Annotated in this window: 18 protein-coding genes; 4 read left to right on the forward strand and 14 right to left on the reverse strand. The window is 66.7% G+C overall.

The window, feature by feature from the left end:
- Nucleotides 1–20: 20 nt before the first annotated feature.
- From AB0C78_RS48145 to AB0C78_RS48155, 3 genes are all read right to left on the reverse strand, one after another.
- Nucleotides 21–1,397, reverse strand: a complete 1,377-nt coding sequence (locus AB0C78_RS48145) for a tannase/feruloyl esterase family alpha/beta hydrolase (RefSeq protein WP_360761883.1) — start codon at nt 1,395–1,397, stop codon at nt 21–23.
- A gap of 165 nt (nt 1,398–1,562) precedes the next feature.
- The gene (locus tag AB0C78_RS48150) at nt 1,563–3,116 is read right to left on the reverse strand and encodes an acyl-CoA synthetase (protein WP_360761885.1); all 1,554 of its coding nucleotides are present in this window, start codon (nt 3,114–3,116) and stop codon (nt 1,563–1,565) included.
- A gap of 64 nt (nt 3,117–3,180) precedes the next feature.
- Nucleotides 3,181–4,209, reverse strand: coding sequence for a phosphotransferase family protein (locus AB0C78_RS48155; protein WP_360761887.1), 1,029 nt, complete (start codon nt 4,207–4,209; stop codon nt 3,181–3,183).
- 126 nt (nt 4,210–4,335) lie between these two features.
- Between AB0C78_RS48155 and AB0C78_RS48160 the strand changes: the two genes are divergently transcribed.
- The 3 genes from AB0C78_RS48160 to AB0C78_RS48170 all read left to right on the forward strand — a co-directional run bounded on the left by AB0C78_RS48160 (nt 4,336) and on the right by AB0C78_RS48170 (nt 7,496).
- Complete coding sequence (locus AB0C78_RS48160) at nt 4,336–5,214, forward strand: TetR family transcriptional regulator (RefSeq protein ID WP_360761889.1); 879 nt, start codon at nt 4,336–4,338, stop codon at nt 5,212–5,214.
- A gap of 109 nt (nt 5,215–5,323) precedes the next feature.
- Nucleotides 5,324–6,478 (forward strand): acyl-CoA dehydrogenase family protein, encoded by a 1,155-nt coding sequence (locus AB0C78_RS48165; protein WP_360761916.1) that lies wholly within the window; start codon nt 5,324–5,326, stop codon nt 6,476–6,478.
- Between the two features lie 358 nt (nt 6,479–6,836).
- Nucleotides 6,837–7,496, forward strand: coding sequence for a TetR/AcrR family transcriptional regulator (locus AB0C78_RS48170; protein WP_360761891.1), 660 nt, complete (start codon nt 6,837–6,839; stop codon nt 7,494–7,496).
- 43 nt (nt 7,497–7,539) lie between these two features.
- On the opposite strand, the gene AB0C78_RS48175 is transcribed toward AB0C78_RS48170, so the two are convergent.
- From AB0C78_RS48175 to AB0C78_RS48225, 11 genes are all read right to left on the reverse strand, one after another.
- Nucleotides 7,540–7,665: a hypothetical protein gene (locus AB0C78_RS48175; protein ID WP_360761892.1), complete on the reverse strand. Its 126-nt coding sequence runs from the start codon at nt 7,663–7,665 to the stop codon at nt 7,540–7,542.
- A 48-nt stretch (nt 7,666–7,713) separates the two neighbouring features.
- Complete coding sequence (locus AB0C78_RS48180) at nt 7,714–8,736, reverse strand: aldo/keto reductase (RefSeq protein ID WP_360761894.1); 1,023 nt, start codon at nt 8,734–8,736, stop codon at nt 7,714–7,716.
- Nucleotides 8,733–9,359: an ATP/GTP-binding protein gene (locus tag AB0C78_RS48185; RefSeq protein WP_360761896.1), complete on the reverse strand. Its 627-nt coding sequence runs from the start codon at nt 9,357–9,359 to the stop codon at nt 8,733–8,735. The genes AB0C78_RS48180 and AB0C78_RS48185 overlap by 4 nt, the downstream gene beginning before the upstream one ends.
- Nucleotides 9,340–9,714, reverse strand: coding sequence for a DUF742 domain-containing protein (locus tag AB0C78_RS48190; protein ID WP_360761898.1), 375 nt, complete (start codon nt 9,712–9,714; stop codon nt 9,340–9,342). Before AB0C78_RS48190 ends, AB0C78_RS48185 begins: the two co-directional genes overlap by 20 nt.
- Before the next feature lie 7 nt (nt 9,715–9,721).
- On the reverse strand, nt 9,722–10,144 hold the full coding sequence (locus tag AB0C78_RS48195; RefSeq protein ID WP_360761900.1) for a roadblock/LC7 domain-containing protein: 423 nt from the start codon (nt 10,142–10,144) through the stop codon (nt 9,722–9,724).
- A 7-nt stretch (nt 10,145–10,151) separates the two neighbouring features.
- Nucleotides 10,152–12,467: a nitrate- and nitrite sensing domain-containing protein gene (locus tag AB0C78_RS48200; protein ID WP_360761902.1), complete on the reverse strand. Its 2,316-nt coding sequence runs from the start codon at nt 12,465–12,467 to the stop codon at nt 10,152–10,154.
- Between the two features lie 314 nt (nt 12,468–12,781).
- Nucleotides 12,782–14,353 (reverse strand): AMP-binding protein, encoded by a 1,572-nt coding sequence (locus AB0C78_RS48205; RefSeq protein ID WP_360761904.1) that lies wholly within the window; start codon nt 14,351–14,353, stop codon nt 12,782–12,784.
- Nucleotides 14,350–15,351: an alpha/beta hydrolase gene (locus tag AB0C78_RS48210; protein ID WP_360761906.1), complete on the reverse strand. Its 1,002-nt coding sequence runs from the start codon at nt 15,349–15,351 to the stop codon at nt 14,350–14,352. Before AB0C78_RS48210 ends, AB0C78_RS48205 begins: the two co-directional genes overlap by 4 nt.
- 74 nt (nt 15,352–15,425) lie before the next feature.
- Complete coding sequence (locus AB0C78_RS48215) at nt 15,426–16,634, reverse strand: cytochrome P450 (RefSeq protein ID WP_360761908.1); 1,209 nt, start codon at nt 16,632–16,634, stop codon at nt 15,426–15,428.
- Nucleotides 16,635–16,648: 14 nt separating this feature from the next.
- Nucleotides 16,649–17,467: a mycofactocin-coupled SDR family oxidoreductase gene (locus AB0C78_RS48220; RefSeq protein ID WP_360761910.1), complete on the reverse strand. Its 819-nt coding sequence runs from the start codon at nt 17,465–17,467 to the stop codon at nt 16,649–16,651.
- A 29-nt stretch (nt 17,468–17,496) separates the two neighbouring features.
- Nucleotides 17,497–18,948 (reverse strand): aldehyde dehydrogenase family protein, encoded by a 1,452-nt coding sequence (locus AB0C78_RS48225; RefSeq protein ID WP_360761912.1) that lies wholly within the window; start codon nt 18,946–18,948, stop codon nt 17,497–17,499.
- A 135-nt stretch (nt 18,949–19,083) separates the two neighbouring features.
- On the opposite strand from AB0C78_RS48225, the gene AB0C78_RS48230 reads away from it, so the two are divergent.
- The gene (locus AB0C78_RS48230; protein ID WP_360761914.1) at nt 19,084–19,725 is read left to right on the forward strand and encodes a TetR/AcrR family transcriptional regulator; all 642 of its coding nucleotides are present in this window, start codon (nt 19,084–19,086) and stop codon (nt 19,723–19,725) included.
- Nucleotides 19,726–19,900 lie beyond the last annotated feature (175 nt).

A 19,900-nucleotide genomic window follows, 5' to 3' on the forward strand; every position in this document is an offset into this window, starting at 1 on the left:
CCTCGGCCAACTCTCACCGATCAACTACGAGAGAACCACCGGTAGCCTGACCGCTGCCGCCTGAAATCGGTGTCCACATCTCGGGGGGAAGCCCCTTGGACGAGGATGAGCTTCCCGCCATGGCCGGCGAAGCGATCGATGTCCGGGTCGGTCGCGTCGTAAAGCCAGGACAGTTGCTTGACCCGCTTCTCGTACTGCCGATAGTCGAAGTTCACCGAGGACCCGTTGGGATCCTGCTCGATGAAGTAGCGGATCACCGGATCGGCCAAGGAGTTGTAGGCGGTGTACCGCCTGTCTCCGTTGGGATCAAGCCAGGCACTGACATCGGCTCCCCGCAGGGCGGGATAGGGGCCGATCTGGGTGACTCCATGGGCGAGCGGGAAGGCGAACTTGAAGGGGGAGGCGGCCGTCTTCAAGGTCTCGATCTGAGTCGGGGACAGGCAGGTTTCCGAGTGGGTGGCCGCGTCAGGGCAGCGAAGAGACTCCACGTCGAAGGTGCGGTCGCACGCCTGCACGTTGGAGATGACGCCGTCGACCGCGCCGTCGAGTTTGTCGCATGTGCTGTAGACGGCCTTGTTGACGAGTTGCTGGTCGGCAAGGTCGAGGTAGCCGCCGGGGTGTGAGTAGGCCGCTTGCAGGAGCGCGTACCAACTGAGCACCATCGCCTGGTTCTGGTTCGCCGGGTAGTAGGCGATGATCCCGTCGTAGTCTCCGCCGTACCGCTGGGCGGCGACCAGCGCCTCGTGCCCTCCCTTGGACCCTCCCACGTAGTACTGCTTGCCGGGCTGCACGCCGTAGTACCTTTTGATGACGCCGACGGCCGCGTCACGGGTGCGCTTGACGCTCTCACCCGCGTAATTGGCGAGCGCCTCCTTGTTGAGGGCAAACGATCCGGCCGGATCGGCGCCTACGGCCACACCGCCGTCACTCCCGAAGGTCGCGTAGCCGCGGTTGATCGGCGGTTGCGACCTGGCCTGTGCCGTAGGCGTGTTACCGGAACCGGGGACCGCGTCGAGACCGGTCACCAGCACCCCGTTGAATCCGCCACCGCCGAACTGCACCGACTTCTGGTTCCAGGAGGTCGGTAGATTGACCTCGAAGTTGACGTCGGGTGCCTTGGCGTCAACGCTGTTCACCTTGCCTCGGACCAAGCAGAACTCAGGCCGACCGCTCGTCGGGTCAGCGGCGGTGAGCGTCGCGGAATCGATGTCGGCGCCCTGGGTGGGGAGACCGAAGCGATGGGCGTCCAGGTGCAGACCCACCAGCGAGGCGCACTTGGAAGCGGCCCCGGTGATGGTCCGCGCCTGCTCTCGTGCGGGGGCGGCGAAGGCTGAGGATGAGGTCTGTACCAGGCCAGAACTCGATAGGGCCAGTACGGTAACGCCGGCTGCAGCCATGCGCCTTTTCATACGTCCTCCTGGGGTGGTGAGAGGATCTTGTTCTGCTCGGGTATCTGTGGGGCAGAATGCTTCCGCGGTGTGCCGGGACCGGGAGATCGACGTTTATGGGGTTTGAGTGCCCTCATGCCGTGCCGATCGGCATCCCTGTGAGCATCCAGTGAGCTAATCGCCTGCGCTGCGCATCAGGTACTGGTCGCGGAGCGGCCCTTTCGCGAGCTTGCCGGTAGGAGTGCGCGGCAACTGTTCGATGAACTCCACAGTGCGCGGCACCTTGTAGCCGGCGAGCCGTGAGCGAACGTGTGCGACCAGACTTTCGGCCAGCTCGGTGTCCGGTGCGACTTCCGGGGCCGGCTGGATCAGCGCCATGACCTGCTCTCCCATGTCCGGGTCGGGGATGCCGACGACGGCCACGTCGGCCACCGCCGGGTGGAGTGCGAGGACGTTCTCGATTTCCTGCGGGTAGATGTTCACTCCCCCGGAGATGATCATGAATGCCTTACGGTCGGTGAGGTAGAGGTAGCCCTCCTGGTCGACGTAGCCGACGTCACCGACCGTGGTCCAGCTCGGATGGTCAGGGTGCTCGGTGCGGCGCGTCTTGTCCGGGTCGTTGTGGTACTCGAAGGGGCGGGCGTCACGTTCGAAGTAGACGGTGCCGACCTCTCCGACCGGCAGCTCGCGACCGTCGTCGTCGCAGATGTGCAGCACACCGAGGATCGGTCGGCCGACGGAGCCGGCGTGCCCGGCCCACTCCTCTGGGCCGATCCAGGTCATGCCGGGCACTTCGGTGGAGGAGTAGTACTCGTGCAGAATGGGTCCCCACCAGTCCAGCATCCGCTGTTTGACTTCGGTGGGGCAGGGAGCTGCCGCATGCACTGCGACGCGCTGGCTCGTCAGGTCGTAGCGAGTTCGGGTGGAGGCGGGCAACTTGAGCATGCGCACGAACATCGTCGGAACCCACTGACTGTGCGTGACGCGGTGGCGCTCGATCGCGGCCAGTGCGACCTCGGCCTCGAACTTCTCCATCACGACCACCGTGCCGCCCAGTGCCTGCACTGCCGCGCACAGACGCAGCGGCGCCGCGTGGTACAGCGGTGCCGGCGAAAGGAAGACGGTGTCGGGCCCCAACCCGATCCGGTCGCCGAACGCCGCGACCATACTGTCTCCGGGCTCGTCCACCTGGCGCTCAGGTAGCGGCGGCCGGACGCCTTTTGGTCGTCCCGTCGTGCCCGAGGAATAAAGCATGTCTCCGCCACGGGGCTGATCCTTCAGCGGCTCGATCGAACCCGCCGCCAGTTCGACGGCGTAGTCGAGCCAGTCGGCTTCGTCGTCTCGCGGTGCTTCCATGGCGACGGCATAGCGCACACGCGGGTGGTCGCTGAGATCTCCCACGACGGCGGTGAGACCGGGTCCCACGAACAGCGCCTCCGCGCCGCTGTCGTGCAGGATGTAGCCCAGTTCGTCGGCGCTGAGGTGTTTGTTGATCGCCGTGACGTAAAGACCGCTCCGCTGGGCTGCCCAGTACACCTCAAAGACGCGTGGATCGTTACCCGACAGCAGGGCGATGACGTCGCCGCGGCGGAGCCCGTGCTCTCGCAGCCGATGCGCCAACCTGAGCGAGTTCTCCTCTAGCTGGGCAAACGTGAGGCGGTCGCCGTCTGCCGCCATGATGACCGCCGGGCGGTCCGGCGCCGTGGTCGCGTGCACACCGGGATACATGGCGTTCTCCGTTCCGCCTGAGCGGCGTTTCCTCGAATCGGTCTCATCACCTGGGGGCGCCGGTTCACGACCATGCGCGGAGCGCGGTATGTCCGCGCTCGACCAGACCGGGGACCAAGGCGCCCAAGCGGTCAAAGCCTTCACCGACCGTGAGGCCCTGACGTGCGCGGTAGTGGATGCCTTCGAAGATCACCGCGATCTTGTAGAAGGCGAACCCGAAGTACCAGGGAAGTTCGGCCAGGTCGTGGCCGGTGCGCCGGGCGTACGCTTCGACCAGGACGTTTCCGGAGGGGTAGCCGGGAACGTCGCCTGGGACCGCCGCCACGGGACTGTCCAGGCCTCGGATGCCGTCCCACCACACAACCGCGGACGCCAGGTCCGTCAGAGGGTCGCCCAGCGTGGCCATCTCCCAGTCCAGCACACTGCGGACCTGCGTCCCTTCTGGATCAACCACCACATTGTCGAGCCGGTAGTCGCCGTGGACGAGCGCCGCCGTCCCCCGGCGGGGCAACCTCTCCTTCAGCCGCTCACCCAGCCGCACTAGATCGTCCACATCGCGGCTGCGCGATGCCTGCAGTTGCCGCGTCCAGCGGGACAACTGCCGGTCCAGGTATCCCGTAGGACGCCCGAGATCGCTCAGACCGACGTCGCCGGGCACGATCCGATGCAGGTGAGCGAGCACCTCGATGAGCGTCTCCGCGAGTTCGACCGCCGTCGCGCCGCTGAGCGTCTCCAGCCATCGGCGTTCGCGCGGCACGATTCCCTCGACGAAGCCCATGAGGTAGAAGGGCGCGCCGATCACTTCGGGACCGGCCCTCACGATCGGCTCGGGTACGGGCACGTCCGTCGGATGCAGAGCCTGGAGCACTCGGAACTCGCGGGCCATGTCATGGGCGGTCGCCAGCACGTGGCCCAGTGGGGGCCTGCGCAGAACCCAGCGGTCCCGGCCGTCCGTGACCAGGTAGGTCAGATTGGATCGCCCTCCGGACAGCAACCGCACGTCGAGCTGCCCGTTTACCAACCCCGGAACCGACTCCGCGAGAAAGCTTTCGAGCGCGGAGACCGCGACTCCCGGCGGTGCGGCCGACCTCATCGCATCATCTCCCTGAAACCGACCGATCAAACGCTCCGTCCGAACTGGGCGGTACTATGTCCCGGCCAGTGCGCGGTTGTCAAGGCCCTCCCGGACTGCGGCAAGAGACGACGAAGGAGCACGTGAGTGACGGCAGGCAGGAAGACACCCGAGGACCGCCAAGCACGGGAAGAACTGGGACGTCGATTGCGCCAAGCCCGCCGGGACGCCGGCCTCACGCTTCGGGATGTCGCCGCCTCGCTGGAAGTCAGCGTCGGCACATGGAGCGCCGTGGAGAACGGGCACACCCGGCTGAGCGACACGCGCCTGGAGGCGGCCGCCGGCCTGCTCGGCACAGACCCGACCGTCCTGCGCGACGGCCAGTCCCCCGACGCGTCACCGGACCCGGCACCGTCATGGCGGGACTTTGCGCCCCTGCAACTCGACCCCCCGCTGGCGGGAGCTCTCGAGGCATTCGTCGAGCTCGGATACCACGGCGCCAGCATCCGCACCATCGCACAGCGGGCCGGCCTGTCGGTGCCCGGCGTCTATCACCACTGGCCCACCAAGCAGCACCTGCTGGTCGCCCTGCTCGACCTGACCATGGAGGATCTGCTCACACGCGCTCGGGCCGCCCGGGCCGAGGGCGACGGCCCCATCGAGCGCTTCACCCGGCTCGTCGAGTGCCTGGCCCTCTACCACACTCACCGGCGCGAGCTCGGCTTCATCGGCGCCAGCGAGATGCGCAGCGTCGACAAGCCGGACCGGGGACGCATCGCGGCGGCGCGCACCGAGATGCAGCACATGGTCGACGAGGAGGTGGCCGAGGGGTGCCGCCGCGGGCTGATGCGGACACCACTGCCCAAGCAGGCGGCGCGCGCCGTGGTCACGATGTGCACCGCACTGCCGCAGTGGTGGTCGCCGAGCGGCCCCTCGTCTCCCGAAGTAGTCGCAGGCCAATACGTCGACTTCGCCCTCGACGTGGTCCGGGCCACCCGCGTTGACGCTCAGCATTCTGTCCCTTAAGTTCAAACCGACCTATCGATCGGTTTGTTCAGGAGTCTCTGTGGTGAGTTGTGACCTTCCCGCCCCGTCGGCCCGGGCCCGGGGTCTCCATGACCGCATGCTGGCGTTCATGCGCGAACGCGTTCTCCCCGCGGAGAGCGCCTACCTAGCCCACCGAAAAGCCGCGGGACCCGAGGACCACACCGTTCCACCAGTGGTCGAGGATCTGAAGAAGGCGGCCAAGGCCGAGGGCCTGTGGAACCTCTTCCTTCCGGCGGAATCCGGCCTGACCCAGCTCGAGTACGCGCCGATCGCGGAACTGTCCGGCTGGAGCCTGGACCTGGCACCCGAGGCCATCAACGGCCAGGCACCAGACAGCGGCAACATGGAACTGCTGCATCTGCTCGGCTCCGACCAGCAGAAGCGTCAATGGCTGGCCCCCCTGCTCGCCGGCGAGATCCGCTCGGCCTTCGCCATGACCGAACGCGATGTCGCCAGCAGCGACGCCACCAACATCGCCACCCGCATCGAACGCCACGACGATCAGTACGTCATCAACGGCCGCAAATGGTGGACCAGCGGCGCCATGGACCCGCGCTGCACCTTCTTCATCGTTATGGGCAAGACCGACCCGACCGCCCCGACGCACCGTCAGCAGACCATGGTGCTGGTCCCCCGCGACACCCCCGGCGTCACGATCGTCCGCGACTACCCGGTGTTCGGACACCATGACCAGCACGGCCATGCCGAAGTCTTCTTCACCGACGCCGCCGTCCCCGTCGAGAACGTCATCGGGGAGGAGGGAGGAGGCTTCGCAGCAGCTCAGACCCGTCTCGGCCCGGGCCGCATCCACCACTGCATGCGGGCCCTCGGAGCCGCCGAGCGCGCATTGGCCCTTCTCATCGAACGGGCCAAGAACCGCGTCGCGTTCGGCAGCCGCCTGGCCGACCTGGGCACCGTCCAGCAGCAGATCGCCGAGTCCCGCATCGAGATCGACCAAGCACGACTGCTGTGCCATCGGGCCAGCCATGTTATCGACACCCATGGCAACAAGGCCGCCCGCGACCTGGTCGCCATGGCCAAGGTCGCAGTCCCCCGCGCCGCCACCCGAGTTATCGATCGAGCCATTCAAGTCCACGGTGGAGCGGGCGTCACCGATGTCACCCCCCTCGCAGCCATGTACGGGTGGCACAGAGCCATGCGCCTTTTCGATGGACCGGACGAAGTCCACCTGCGCTCCATCGCCAAGGCCGAACTGAACCGCCCTCCCGCCCTCCTTCTGTGAATCGGGCAGGTGGACATCGAAGCAAGTTCAGGACACTCTGGCAAATGTGAGGATATTTCCCGAGCGGCGACGCCAGGGGATATCCCCCGTATACCGGGTGCCTCGATCCTCACCGGCTCTCGAGTTCGGTTTCGTGAACGCCGGGTCTGCCCGCACACTCGACCATGACGAGCCCGAAACCGAACCGGGATATCGCTCAAACATCCCAAACTAGATATTAAGTGCGTCCACCCAAGACGGCGACCACTCGCCACCGGACCGGCAATTGATCCACGACAGGGTGACAGCGATACCCGGAGACCAGCACGGCGAGCTATTGCATAAGATGGCCGGAGGGCGGGCAACCATAGGCTGTAGCATGTCCACGCAGTCAGGTAGCCATGACAATATGGGCGAGCGCGATAAATTGGAAAAGTCAGACATGAGTGACGGCGAAGAAGCGCCGAAGGACCGTATACGCGACGTCACCGGCCGGCTGTTCGGCGAGCTCGGTTATGACGCCGTCTCCACCCAGATGATCGCCGACGCCGCGGGATTCGACACCCATACGGTCGCCGACCATTACCCTAGCAAAGCAGCACTGTACCTCGACGTGCTTGGCCGCCTCCAAAGGCTTTGGACAGATCAGATGGCGTCAGTCTTCGCTGGCCACGAGCCCGCTGCAGACAGCGTGATAACGCTGATGGATCGCTATCTCGATTTCTGCCTCGATCATCCCGAGTATCCTCGCCTTCTGATGTTTCGGTGGATGTCCGACGCCAGTGACATCCGGGGCGCCGAAGAACAGATTCTTGCACCTACGGTAACCGAATCAGTCAAGGTTGCCAGCCGGATCGCGGCCCCGGGGATGGATGCGGAAGCTGCGATGTGGACCCTCGTGTGGACGATTCACGGCTACCTCCAGGCGGGATTCTTGGACGAAGCCGCGCGGCCGTCACCTCCAGAAGACCCGGCGATGCTGAACCGATTCAGATCTCATCTGCATGAACTCATTCGGATGCTCTTCGCCTCCACCTGACACCGAACCGCCTGATGCCCAGCCCGAAGCCGACGAGGCGGTGTCAGACCCAGGTGGGTGTGCGTCCACCGGCGTAACGGGCGCCAAAACTACCGGCCGGAAGGATTTTTCCGATCGCCTCCAGGTCGGCCGCGGTGAGCTCCAGGTCTGCGGCGGTGACGTTCTCCACCACACGCTCGGCGTTGCGGGTGCCGGGAATTGGGACGATGTCGTCGCCCTAGGCCAGCAGCCACGCAAGTGCGAGTTGGGCAACGGTGGCCTCCTTGGAAGCAGCCAGGTCGACCAACTGCCGGACGGCAGCAAGGTTCTTCTCGGAGTTGCCCGGCTGCCAGCGCGGGTCGTGGTTGCGCATGTCAGTGGCGTCATAGCTGCCGGCAGGCTGAGCGGTTCCGGTGAGGGATCCGCGACCCAACGGGGAGTAGGCGACGAACCCGATGCCGAGTTCGCGCAGGACGGGGAGGAGTTGCTCGACGTCGCGCTCGAACAAGGAGTACTCGGTCTGCAGCACTGTCACCGGGTGGACGGCGTGAGCTTTGCGGATGGTCTGCGGGCCAGCCTCTGACAGCCCGAGGTACCGCACCTTGCCGACCTCGATCAGTTCCTTGATGGTCCCGGCGACGTCCTCGATCGGCACCTCGGGGTCCACGCGGTGCTGATAGAGCACGTCCACGTGCTCGACGCCCAGGTTGCGCAGGCTGTTGCCGAGCACCTCGCGAATGTGCTCACGCCGCGAGTCGGTGCCGTACTCGCGCGTGAACCCGAACTTGGTCGCCATGGTGATTTCGTCACGGTAGGGCGCCACGGCCTTGCCGACGAGCTTCTCGTTCGCGCCCCATCCGTACAACTCGGCGGTGTCGAAGTGGGTGACGTCCAGCTCGTAGGCGCGATGGATCTCGGCGACCCCTTCGGCGTCGTCGCCTGGACCGTAGGCCATCGAGATGCCCATCGCGCCATACCCGACGGCCGAAGTGCCCAGCCCCTGCCGGCCTAGAGTGCGCCGCGCCGTAGCGGTTCCCTTCCACAGTGAACAAACCAAACCGTTCCGTACTACCCGGCGCCTGGGGCGACGGATCGCCAACGCCGTCCGTAGAAGCGAGGCATCGTCTGCGCCTATTTCCGCTGCAAGGAGCAGCTGTACGCGTTCGTAACGGCGCCAGACGGTTCTCCGGGTGGAGGAGTCCCAGCAACCGGGCCGGGTGCGCCAACCGAAGCAGTCGTGATGAGGTCTTGGTGCACTCATGCCCCCAATGGCGCTTCAGATGACCGCAGGGCGTGTTCGACCAGTGTCACGAGGATGCTCCTGGCGACATCTGGGCGGCGTGCGTCGCACAGCATGACCGGTACGTCTGGGTCGACGTCGAGTGCGGTTCGGATTTGGTCGACGCTGTGGCGCCGTGCGCCGTCGAAGCAGTTGGCGGCGATAACGAACGGGATCTCTCGGTGCTCGAAGAAGTCGATGGAGGCGAAGCTCGCGGACAGTCGACGTGTGTCGACCAGGACGATGGCGCCCACGGCGCCGTAGGCGATCTGGTCCCACATGAACCAGAACCGCTCCTGTCCCGGCGTTCCGAACAGGTAGAGCCGGACGCCACCGGAAAAGGTCAGCCGCCCGAAGTCCATGGCTACGGTCGTGGTGGTCTTGGTCTCGACACCGCTCAGATCGTCCACGCCGGCCGAGACGTCCGTGAGGGTCTCCTCGGTCCGTAGCGGGTGCACCTCGCTGACCGCGCCGACAAGCGTGGTCTTCCCAACACCGAAGCCACCGGCCACGAGAATCTTCAACGTGTGTCTCGGAATGTCGTCCGCGGCCCCGAGATCGGCGGAGTCCGCAGAAGCAGGCGTGTCAGAGGCGGCGAAGTTCATCGAGCACTCTCTTCAGTATCTGAGGGTCGGGGCGGCCAGGCTGTTCGGACTGCCTCATCTCCTCCACCAGGCGGTAGTGGCCCAGGTCTGCGAGCAGGATCTGCACTACCCGGAAGGGCAGGTCGGCCCGTGATGCGAGGTCGGCAGGTGTGATGGGCCGTGAGCACAGCTCCAGCAACCGACGCTGTTCCCGCGACAACCACACTCCATCGCCAGGCGTTCGCCCGGTGGCGACCACGATGGCGACGAGATCGTGGGCCTGGCCGCGAGGCCGGGTGCGCCCACGCGTCACCGCATACGGCCTCACCACCGGTCCCGCGTCCCGGCCGACCCATCGCTCTCCTGGGGTTCTCATGGCCGGTTCAGGCTGGGTCCGAAGAGGCGGCCGTCGTGCGTGAAGCGGTGCCCATCTGCCGCCTCACTCGTTTGATCAATATCGCGGTCTCGTAGGCGACAAGGCCTGCGTTGCCGCCGGCGTTGCTCAGCACGGCCAGGCAACTGCCGTTTCCGGCAGGCATGACGAAGAACAGCAGACCGTCCAACTCGACCAGGGTCTGCCTTACCTGCTTCGCCGCGAAATGCTCGCGGGCGCCATTGGCCAGACTGTTGAAACCGGACGACAGCGCCGCGAGGAACTCGGCGGCCTTCCGGTCGACGCTGCTCGAAGCACCCATGACGAGCCCGTCACGGGACAGCAGGACGGCTTGACGGATGTCGCCGACTCGCTCCACCAGATCGTCGAGCAGCCAGTCGAGTTCGTTGGTGGCGTACGCAGGCTGGTTCATGGTGGTTTCATTCCTCATGTTCAACGGAATCGTCCGCCCGCTCACCGGCACCTCGGCCGCGAAGCCAGCCGGCCTGCAATGACGACATCAGGTCGCGGCTGAACTCCGGGCTCGGCTCGTCGAAAGCCTCACCGTTCTCTCCGCCGTCGCCCGGTATGGCCGGTTGCGAGTGCGAAGGACGGTTACGGAGCTGAGGCGCCAGGTTCCGCTGCCGGACCCGGCGCGGTAGGCCGCCGGTGCCGTCGCTCAGCTCCGCCTCGAGTCCCCCGACATCTTCGCCCACGAACTCGAGCCGGTCGGCGAACGACCCCGGCGGCGCGGGAGGCGGCTCCTCGGGCCGCGCGTGTCGAGGCGGACTCGGCAGCTCCATCCTCACGGGTCGGTTGAGCCTTGGCCCGGCACCGCGCGCGGACGCCGGCGATCCCACCGTGTGCGGTGTGCTGACCTGTTCGTTCAAGGATCGCCACTCCCCGTCTTGGGTGACCAGGGCGTGCGGGATGAGCACTACTGCGGTCGTGCCGCCGTAGGCGGAGGCCTGAAGCGAGACCTTGATGCCGTGCCGCGTGGCCAGTCGCGCGACGACGAACAGGCCGAGCCGCTCTGTATCGACCAGATCGAACTCGACGGCTTCGGCGAGCCGCCGGTTCAGCTCGTCCAGCTCATCGAGGGCCAGGCCGACGCCACGGTCCACCACCTCCACGACCAACCCCTGGCCTACCGTCTCGACCTTCACGGTGACCTCGGTCGTCGGTGGTGAGAACGCGGCGGCGTTCTCGATCAGCTCAGCGAGGAGGTGAATGACGTCGGCGACCACGGCACCGGTGATGGCCGACGATGAGGCGCCCGTGACCTCGACCCGTGTGTAGTCCTCCACCTCGGCGATGGCGGCTCGCACCACGTCCTCGGCGGCGATCGGACTGTCCCATGCCCGCATCGTCGGCGCTCCCGAGAGGATCACCAGTCCCTCGGCGTGCCGCCGCATCCTGGTCGTCAGGTGGTCCAGCCTGAACAGGTCGTCCAGTTCCTCGGGGCTCGACGCGCGCCGTTCCATCTGGTCGAGCAGGCGCAGTTGCCGGTGCAGCAGCGACTGGCTCCGCCACGACAGGTTCACGAACACCTGGTTGATGCTCGCGCGCAGTTCCGCCTCTCCGACAGCCGTCCCGACAGCCGTCCGCTGGACGGTGGCGAACGCATCCGACACCAGGGCAATCTCACGGGTCCGGCCGACCACCGGCAGCGGAGCCTCGGCGACCACGTCGACCGTCTCACCGCGCCGTAGCCGCGCCACGACTCGCGGCAGACGCTCATGTGCCAGTTCCTGTGCGGTTCGCTGAAGCGCGCCCAATTCCGCTGCCAGCCGACGTGCGAACACCAGCGACAGCACGACCGACGCGGCCACGGCCAACAGTCCGACGCCGCCGGCCAGATAGAACCTCAGCATGATGGCCCGGCCAGCCGGCTCGACGAGTTTGCTGTTCAGCACATGTCCCGCCTGGACCGAGGCGCGCAGCCACTGAGGGGACAGCGCCGCCATGACGGTGTTCCACCCCCGTGCATCCGGCACGACACCCTGGTGGACCACGGCGTTCTCCAGGGAGTTGAACCTCGTGTACGCCGGTGCGTCTGCGATCTCCTGCACGACTCTGGCGATGTCGCCGGTCAGCCCAACGCGGCCGAGCTCGAAGAACTCCTCGCGATTACCCGCCCAGCGAGCGAAGGCCGCGCGGTTCGACGCGGTCATCCGCCCGCGCGTTGCGGACATCAGTGCGTCTTCGCGGAGCATGAAGTCCCGCGCCCAGTAGATCTCCAGGACTCCGACCGTCTGCCGGTAGACGGAGATGTCGTCCACACCGACCAAGGTCGTCAGCATCCGGATAGTGGTGTCGGAGATCTCGCTGTACCCCTCGATGGCCGGAACAGGTGTGGTCGTTCCAGCCTCGACCCGTGACCGTAGAGGCCCGAGCGCCTCGAACTCGGTGCTGACCGCACGCACCCGCGCGCGCAGGGTGGCACTCATGAGCCCCTGACTCTTCGACGACAGCGCCGACTTTCGGAAAGCGGCCACCGCTGCATCCGTTTTCGCCACCTGTGTCTGGAGCTTCTGCAGGTTCGCGCTCGATCGGGAAGCGATGACGGCCGAAGCTGCCGCCCGTTCCTCCTGAATCGTCACGGTGACAGCATTGGCGGGAAGGCCGATGGCGCTGTAGAGGGACGAGAAGTCTGATCGTTGCAGTGCGGCGGACAGGGTCGAGGCCGCGCTGAAGGCCCATAGGGCCAATAGCGAAGCCAGCGGGATCGCCAGCAGCAGCCCGACCCGCCTCATGATCGGTCGCGTCCTCGGCCTCCCGTGGGATCCCGGGACCTGCTCAGGTTTGGACATCCGTCCCACTCCTCTATCAAGCCTGGCGACCAGGGTAGAGAAGCATACTTAGTTAGCTTTGTCACGTCGTTCTGGCGTATCGACGCCATGCCGGCACAGGCAGGCTGCTCGACACACGCAAAGGCACGCGGGAACATGTGCAGGTATCCGTGAACATGAGGCGGCGAAGCGGCTCGTGTTCAACCTGGGCAGGTGCTTTGTTCGCTGGATGTGACCGCACTCGCCGCAGTGACCGGCCACCCTCTGCAGTCGGCACGCTACGCGTTCAGCAAGGCTCTGAGATCGGTCTTACGGACCTTCCCAGCCGCCGTCCGCGGCAGGGTGTCAACGACGATCAAGCGCTCCGGGATCTTCTGCCGGGCGGCTCCTGCAGCCGTGAAGTGCGCGCGTACCGCGTCCAGGTCGAGGGAGGCGCCGGGATGCAGGACCGCGAACGCGCAAACGCGTTCGCCGTAGCGCTCGTCGGGCTCGGCGACGGCGACGGCCTCGGCGATCGCGGGGTGCGCCGCGAGCAGGTCCTCGACCTCTTTCGATGAGATCTTCTCCCCACCTCGGACGATGATGTCCTTCAACCGGTCGGTAACCGTCAGATAGCCGTCCTCGTCCATTCGTCCGACGTCCCCTGTTCGGAGCCAGCCGTCCGGCGTAAACGTGGTCGCGTTCAAGGCATCGTCGCGGTAGCCGAGAAATAGCTCGGGACCACGGGAAAGTATTTCGCCGTCCCGGCCGCGCGGCACGTCGCGACCTTGGGCATTCACGATGCGGACCTCGCTGCCGGGCATCGGGCGTCCATCGGTGTGCGCGCGTTTGGCGAGTGGGTCGTCCGGGGTGCCGGAGCTGATCGTGGGGTGCTCGCTGGATCCGTACGAACGGTAGGCCGCGACGCCTGCGCGTTGAGCGCGCTCGACCAGCACGGGCGGAACGCTGGCTGCGCCAACGAGGTAGTCGCGCAAGGTACCGATGCCGCGTCCGGTGCGGTCCGCAGCGTCGAGCAGGGCCGCCAAATGGAACGGGACACCCGCTGAAGATGTAACGCCGTGGCGATGGATGAGATCCAGCGCGACCTCAGCGTTCCAGCGCTCCATGAAGACGGTCGATAGTCCATGAATCAACGCGCGGAGGACGACGTTCAACCCGGCGACATGGCCGGGCGGGAAGGCGTCCAGGTAGACGACGCCGTCCGCGTTGCGGCGGACACCGGGGAGCGTGGCCATCTCCGCCATGAGCGTCCGGTGCGTGTGCTGGACGCCCTTGGGCTCGGCGGTGGTGCCGGACGTGTAGACCAGCACGGCCACCTCGCCCGACGGTGCGGGGGCCCGGACCGGCAAAGGTTCACGGAGCTCGAGTTCCGTCCAATCGGTCGCGCCTCGCGGCACCGGAACGTCGTCGCCCGCACGGATCGCGATCACGGCGCAGAGATCAGGGAGGTCACCTCGGATCGCCAGTACGTCGGCTGCTATCCCGGCGAAGGCGATCAGCGCGGCAGCACCGGACTGGCGCAGGATGAAGGAGACCTCCCGCAGCTTGTAGATCGGCACAATGGGCAGCGCGACCGCACCGCACAGCAGCACGGCGGCGTGGACGATCGCGTTCTCGACCCGGTTCGTCAGCTGGAATGCGACGACATCTCCAGGCCGGACACCGAGCCCGGCAAGCCCGGCGGCGACCCGACCGGCCCGTTCGAGAACCTCCGGAGACGTGGTCTCGGTCGTCCCTGATTCGCCGTGAAAGACCAGATCAGCGGGTCGCCGAGCAGCGCCTTCCCGCAAGGCGGCCGCCAGGTCGGCAGGGGCGCTCGCCTGGACCTCGGCCGTGGTCTCGACCGTCATTCCGCATCGCCCTTCAGGCTGTCGACGGGCGCCCTGCGCCGGGAGGAGATCGTGTCACCCCAGGACGCGAGGCGATTCCAGAGCTCCTGCCGGCGCCCCGCAAAGTTGTGGCAGTGGCCCGATCCGTCGATGACCACGAGTGTCACGTCGCTGGAGGCGCGATAACAGGCGGGTTCCGCGTGCGCGTCGGGCGAGACGTCGACCTGCCCGAACCCGAGGAAGATCGGCACGTCGACCGCTTCGGCGTACCGGCGAACATAGCCCGGGGTCGTGACCTCGGAGGCCGCTCGGACGGGCACCCGCGATTCCGCCGCATCATCGGCGCGGATGACCTCTTCGGGCACGTCGGGGCCGTGGAACAGCGGCCGCAGTCGCTCTCGTGGCACGATCGTCGAGGTCGCGTCCAGAGCCGTTCCCGTGCTCGCACGGAAGATGGCCTCGTTCTCCTCGACACGTTCCTCGAGGGCGGTGGACGTGACCTTCTCCTCGTGAACGTTGGTGATGTCAACGGCGTAGCCGAGGAGGGCGACGGCGTCGTACACCCCGGCCTGCGCTTGGACCATGGTGGTGAGGCAGGCCCCCATCGAGTGGCCTGCACCGATCAGCGGGAGGTGCGGCAGGGCCGGCAGTCCGGAGACGAGTGTGCCGTCGTCCAGGCGCGCTCTGACCTGGGCGGCGACGGCCGCATCACCTTTGGCCAGGAGTTGCAGGTCCACCACTCCGGAAGCGGTTGGGTCGGTGCTGCCGCCGACACCGAGATGGTCAAGGGCGATGACAACGTATCCACGACGAGCGAGGTGCCGCCCGAAGCTGTAACCCTCATGGCCTGGCACCTCCAGATGCCAGTACCTCTTGTCGTACGTGCCGCCGGCCAGGCACAGGATCGCGTTTTTCGCCTCGGCGGCGTCGTCCGGCGCGAAGATCCAGGCCGTCTGACTCAGCGGCTCTCCTGTCCCGATCTCCTCGGTGACGTCGAAACACTGGTCCAACGGTCGCACAGCCGCCCTCCCCGCTCGGATACGCCACATAGTAGGTTATCTAAGTCAACCTTGTACGCCTCGACGGTCTGGGCTCACCCCACGCCTTCACGCTTCCCGAAGCAGGACAGCCGGAGTTCCATAAGGCCGTGCACGTTGGACCAGTACGCCTTCGGCATCGCGCCCTGCACGAGGCGGTACTCGGGAATGGCCTCGTGCCATCCGCGGAGCGCGATGTTCATCTCGATCCGGGCCAGGTGCGAGCCGAGGCACCGATGCGGGCCCCCGCCGAACGCCAGGTGGGGGGTGGTACGGCCCCGCCGCAGGTCCACGTGGCCGGCGCCGGCGACCAGCGCGTCATCGCGGTTCCCTGCGACCAGTGGGAAGAGGACGAGGTCACCGGCCCTGAGCCGATGGCCGTCGATCTCCATGTCGTGGACGACCTTCCTGCCGATCTCGGGCACCGCGTAGAAGCGCAGCATCTCCTCGACGATCTCGTCCATGGAACCGCCCGCCGCCGCGACCGTTGCGACATGCTCACGGTCCGCGTCATGGGTCGCGAGGTGGTACATCGCGAACGACAAACTCATCGCGACCGTGTCGAGGCCTGCGAGGAACAGGAGGAGGCAGCAGTTGACCAGATCGTCGTCAGGGATCGGATCGCCGTCCCACTCCCACTCCATCATCTGGGAGAGCAGATCATCGCCGGGGGCGCCGCCGTCGCGCAGGCGCGCGATCGTGGCCTGGAAGTAGCCGACCACGGACAGGATCCCCGCGACCTGGCGGTCGGCGTCGAAGGTGCCGTCCGCGGAGGGTGCCAGCGCGAGCTTCTCCCACTCCAAGAATCTCGGGAGCTCGTCAACCGGGAGGCCCATCATCTCGAGGAAGACCACGGTCGGGAGCTGGAGTGCGAACTCGGAGACGTAGTCGCACTCCCCCTTCTTCCTGATCCCCGCCACGAGTTCCCTGGTCCGCCGCTCGAGCCGTGGTCGCAGCAGCGCCATCTGGCGCGGTGAGAAATACCGCGCCAGCAGCCGCCGCCACCGTGCATGCTCCGGCGGATCGAGCTGGATGGGAATCATCCTGAACGGTGGATCCGGGTTCAGCGGGGTGATGACCTCGCTGGAGAAGGCGGACGGGTTCTGCAGGCATTCGCGCGTCAGGTCGTGGCCGAGCACCATCCAGTAGGCGCGCTCGGGCTCCTCGACCTTGACGATCCGGTGGTCCCTTCGGAGATCGTCGAACCGGCGACCGGCATCCTCGACCGGCCCTGTTCCGACCATCCGGTGATCGGTGAGCGCCATGTCCGTCCGATCTCTCAGCGCACCGAGAAGCCGGCGTCGAGCGCCCACTGGGTGCCGGTGATGAAGGCCGCCTCGTCGCTCACGAGATAAGCCACCGCGTTGGCGATGTCCTCCGGCTGGAGGATCTGGATGGGCAGCAGGTTCTGCATGGCCGCGATGTTGGTGTTCGGGTCGGCGGCCATCTTCATCATCGCCTCGTTCGTAGTCATGCCCGAGACCACGCCGGTCGGGTGAATGGTGTTGACCCGGATCGAGTGCTCGGCATACTGCTGGGCGAGCACCTGCATGTAGCCGACCAGGCCGCGCTTGGCCGCGGTATAGGCCTGCGCCGAGGGCAGGTCGCTTCCGGTGCCCTTGAGTCCCGCGCTGGAGCTCACCAGGACGATCGATCCCCCGTGGCCGCCCTCAACGAGCTTCCCGACCGAAGCCTGCACGGTGTTGAACGCGCCGGTGAGGATGACGTCGAGGGTGTCCTGCCATTCCTGGGCAGGATCTTCGGGCTCGCCGTAACGGATCATCCCCGCGTTGGCGATGACGATGTCGACGCGACCGAGCTGGGTATAGCCGTCATCGAAGACCCGCTTCACCTCCGCCGGGTCGCGGACGTCGGCCTTGCCGATGACCATCTTCCGCCCCTCCTTCGCGACCAGGGCGGCGGTCTCCTCCAGTTCCTCCCACGTGGCGCAGGAGTAGTCGAAGCTCGCGATGTCCTCGCATATGTCGAGCCCGATGATGTCGGCGCCCTCTCGGGCGAGGCGCACAGCGTGCGCGCGCCCTTGCCCTCGGGCGGCTCCGGTGATGAAGGCGACGCGGCCCTCAAGGCTTCCGGCCATGATGGATCTCCTTTCCTTCGAGGTCCTGGTCAGATGGCGATGCCGACACTGCGGATACGGAGGAACTCCTCGATGCCCTGCCGACCACCCTCCTTGCCCGCCCCCGACAGGCCGAAGCCGCCGAACGGGCGGCCCACCTGGAGGTTCACGGCGCCGTTGATGAGGGTCTCGCCGGCCTCGAGTTCTGCGGCGACGCGGATCGCACGCTTGAGGTCCCTGGTCTGGACGTACGACGAGAGGGCGTAGCGCGTGCCGTTGGCGAGTGCGATCGCCTCTTTCTCCGTCGAGAACTTGAAGATCGCGAGCACAGGGCCGAAGACCTCGGTCTGCGCGAGCTCGGAGGCCGGGTCGACCTCGGTGAACACCGTCGGCTGAAGGAAGTAGCCGGCCCGGTCGATCCGGGCGCCACCGGTCACCAGGGTTGCGCCCTGCTCCTTGGCGCGCTCGATCATGCCGATGATCCGTTTCGCCGCGGCCTCGTTGACGACCGGGCCGGACATGGTGCCCGGGTCGAACGGGTCGCCGATCGGAATGTTCTCGGCGATCAGTTTCACCTGCTCGACGACCTGGTCGTAGACGTCCTCATGGACGATCATCCGGGTGGCGAAGGCGCATCCCTGGCCCGACAGGGCGATCAGCGAGAATGTCGTGCCGAGCTGACACGCGGCCTCGATGTCGGCGTCCTCGAAGACGATGTTGGCCGACTTGCCACCGAGTTCCAGCACCGCCGGCTTCATGTCGGGCGCGCAGGTCTCCAGGATCTTGGTGGCCGTGGCCGGGCCGCCGGTGAAGCTGACCTTCTTCACCAGAGGATGGGCCACCAGCCGGGCACCGGCTTCCGCCGTACCGGGAAGGACGTTGATGACTCCCGGCGGGAAGCCCGCCTCCTCGACCAGGTCCATGAAAAGCTCGCCGCTGAACGGGGTCAGCTCGGACGGCTTGACAACCACCGTGTTACCGGCTGCGACCGCCGGCGGGATCTTCATGGCGAGCGAGATCAGCGGTCCGTTCCAGGTGATGATGATCCCGACCACACCGTACGGCTGGGCGAGGGTGTAGCCGAGCTCACCGTCCTGGACGGGGTTGCCGGTAACGTCTCCCTGGATCTTGTCGGCCCATCCGGCGTAGTAGCGGGTCCATTCGGCGGAGGTCGCGGGGAACGCCGAACCGATGGTGACGGGGGTGCCGTTGTCGAGCACACCGAGCCTGGCGAACTCCGCGCTGTTCGCCTCGATCAGGTCGGCCAGCTTCTTCAGCGGCTCCCGGCGCTGCGCCGGCGACATGCGCTTCCAGATCTGGAACGCCTCGTGCGCCTTGGAGACGGCGAGGTCGATCTCCTCTTCGCCGGCGAGCGGGATCTGAGCGTCCACCTGCTCGGTGACGGGGCTGATGTGATCGTAGGTCCCCCCGGACCCCTTCTCGAGCTTCTGGCCGTTGATCCGGAGGTGGACCCTCGGCGGCGTGCGGTCGACGTCGGACATGTGAGGCTCCTCGAGGCCGACTGAGTTAACTAAGTTATCCAATCATTGCTGCCTGGAGACGCTTGTCAAGAGTTACGGACGAGATCGTCGGAAATTGGTCGCCGGCGCGTGACAGGGAGGGACGGGCATGGTGAGATGACCACGATGTCCGGCGTTCATGAACAGCACACCGAAGCCGCTGCGACAATCCGCAAGCGGCCTGGCCGACCGCGCGACCCGGTGGCCGAACAGCGCATCCTCGACGCAGCGATCAACGAGTTCCTCGAACGCGGCGCGGCGCGCTTCACGATGGACGGCGTCGCCCGCCGCGCCGGGGTCGGAAAGTCCACCCTGTACCTGCGCTGGGCGGATCGCGACGCGCTCCTGGTAGAGAGCGTCCGAGCGCGTTCGAGGAGCATCGAGGCCGTCGACACCGGATCGCTCCGCGGCGATCTCATCCAGCTGACGACGAACCTTCTGCGCTTCCTACTGGATCCGGTCGGCTACGCGACATTCCGGATCACGGTCGATGCCGTCGCGAACCCTGCTTACGAGAACGTCGCGAAGGAGCTCGCGCAACGGCACCGCCATGCCGCGCGGCGAGTGTTCGACCGCGCGCGCGAACGTGGCGACGCCATCGACGAGGCCGCCGTCGACCCGGTCGTCGAATGTCTCTACGGCGCGGTGACAATGCAGGTCCTCAACCACGGGCTTGGCAGGCCGTTCGCGAGCGACTCAGACCTCGCGACGCGCTGCACATCGACGGTCGACCTCGTCATACGCTTGCTGGAGCCTTAGGCGGCGGCGCCCCGCCCCGACGCGCCGCCCTGTTCTCCCGTCAGTGGTTGCCGTTGTCGGGGGCGCGCTTCTGCACGTAAGCGGTCATGGCCTCGGTCTGGTCGGCGGTCATCATCGTCAGGACCTGCTGGCGGTTCTCCAGCTCGACGGCCGCGTCGAACGACGGGATCTCCAG

Origin of the sequence: Actinomadura sp. NPDC048394 (genome assembly GCF_040651755.1) — a bacterium.
Lineage (GTDB): Bacteria > Actinomycetota > Actinomycetes > Streptosporangiales > Streptosporangiaceae > Spirillospora > Spirillospora montaniterrae.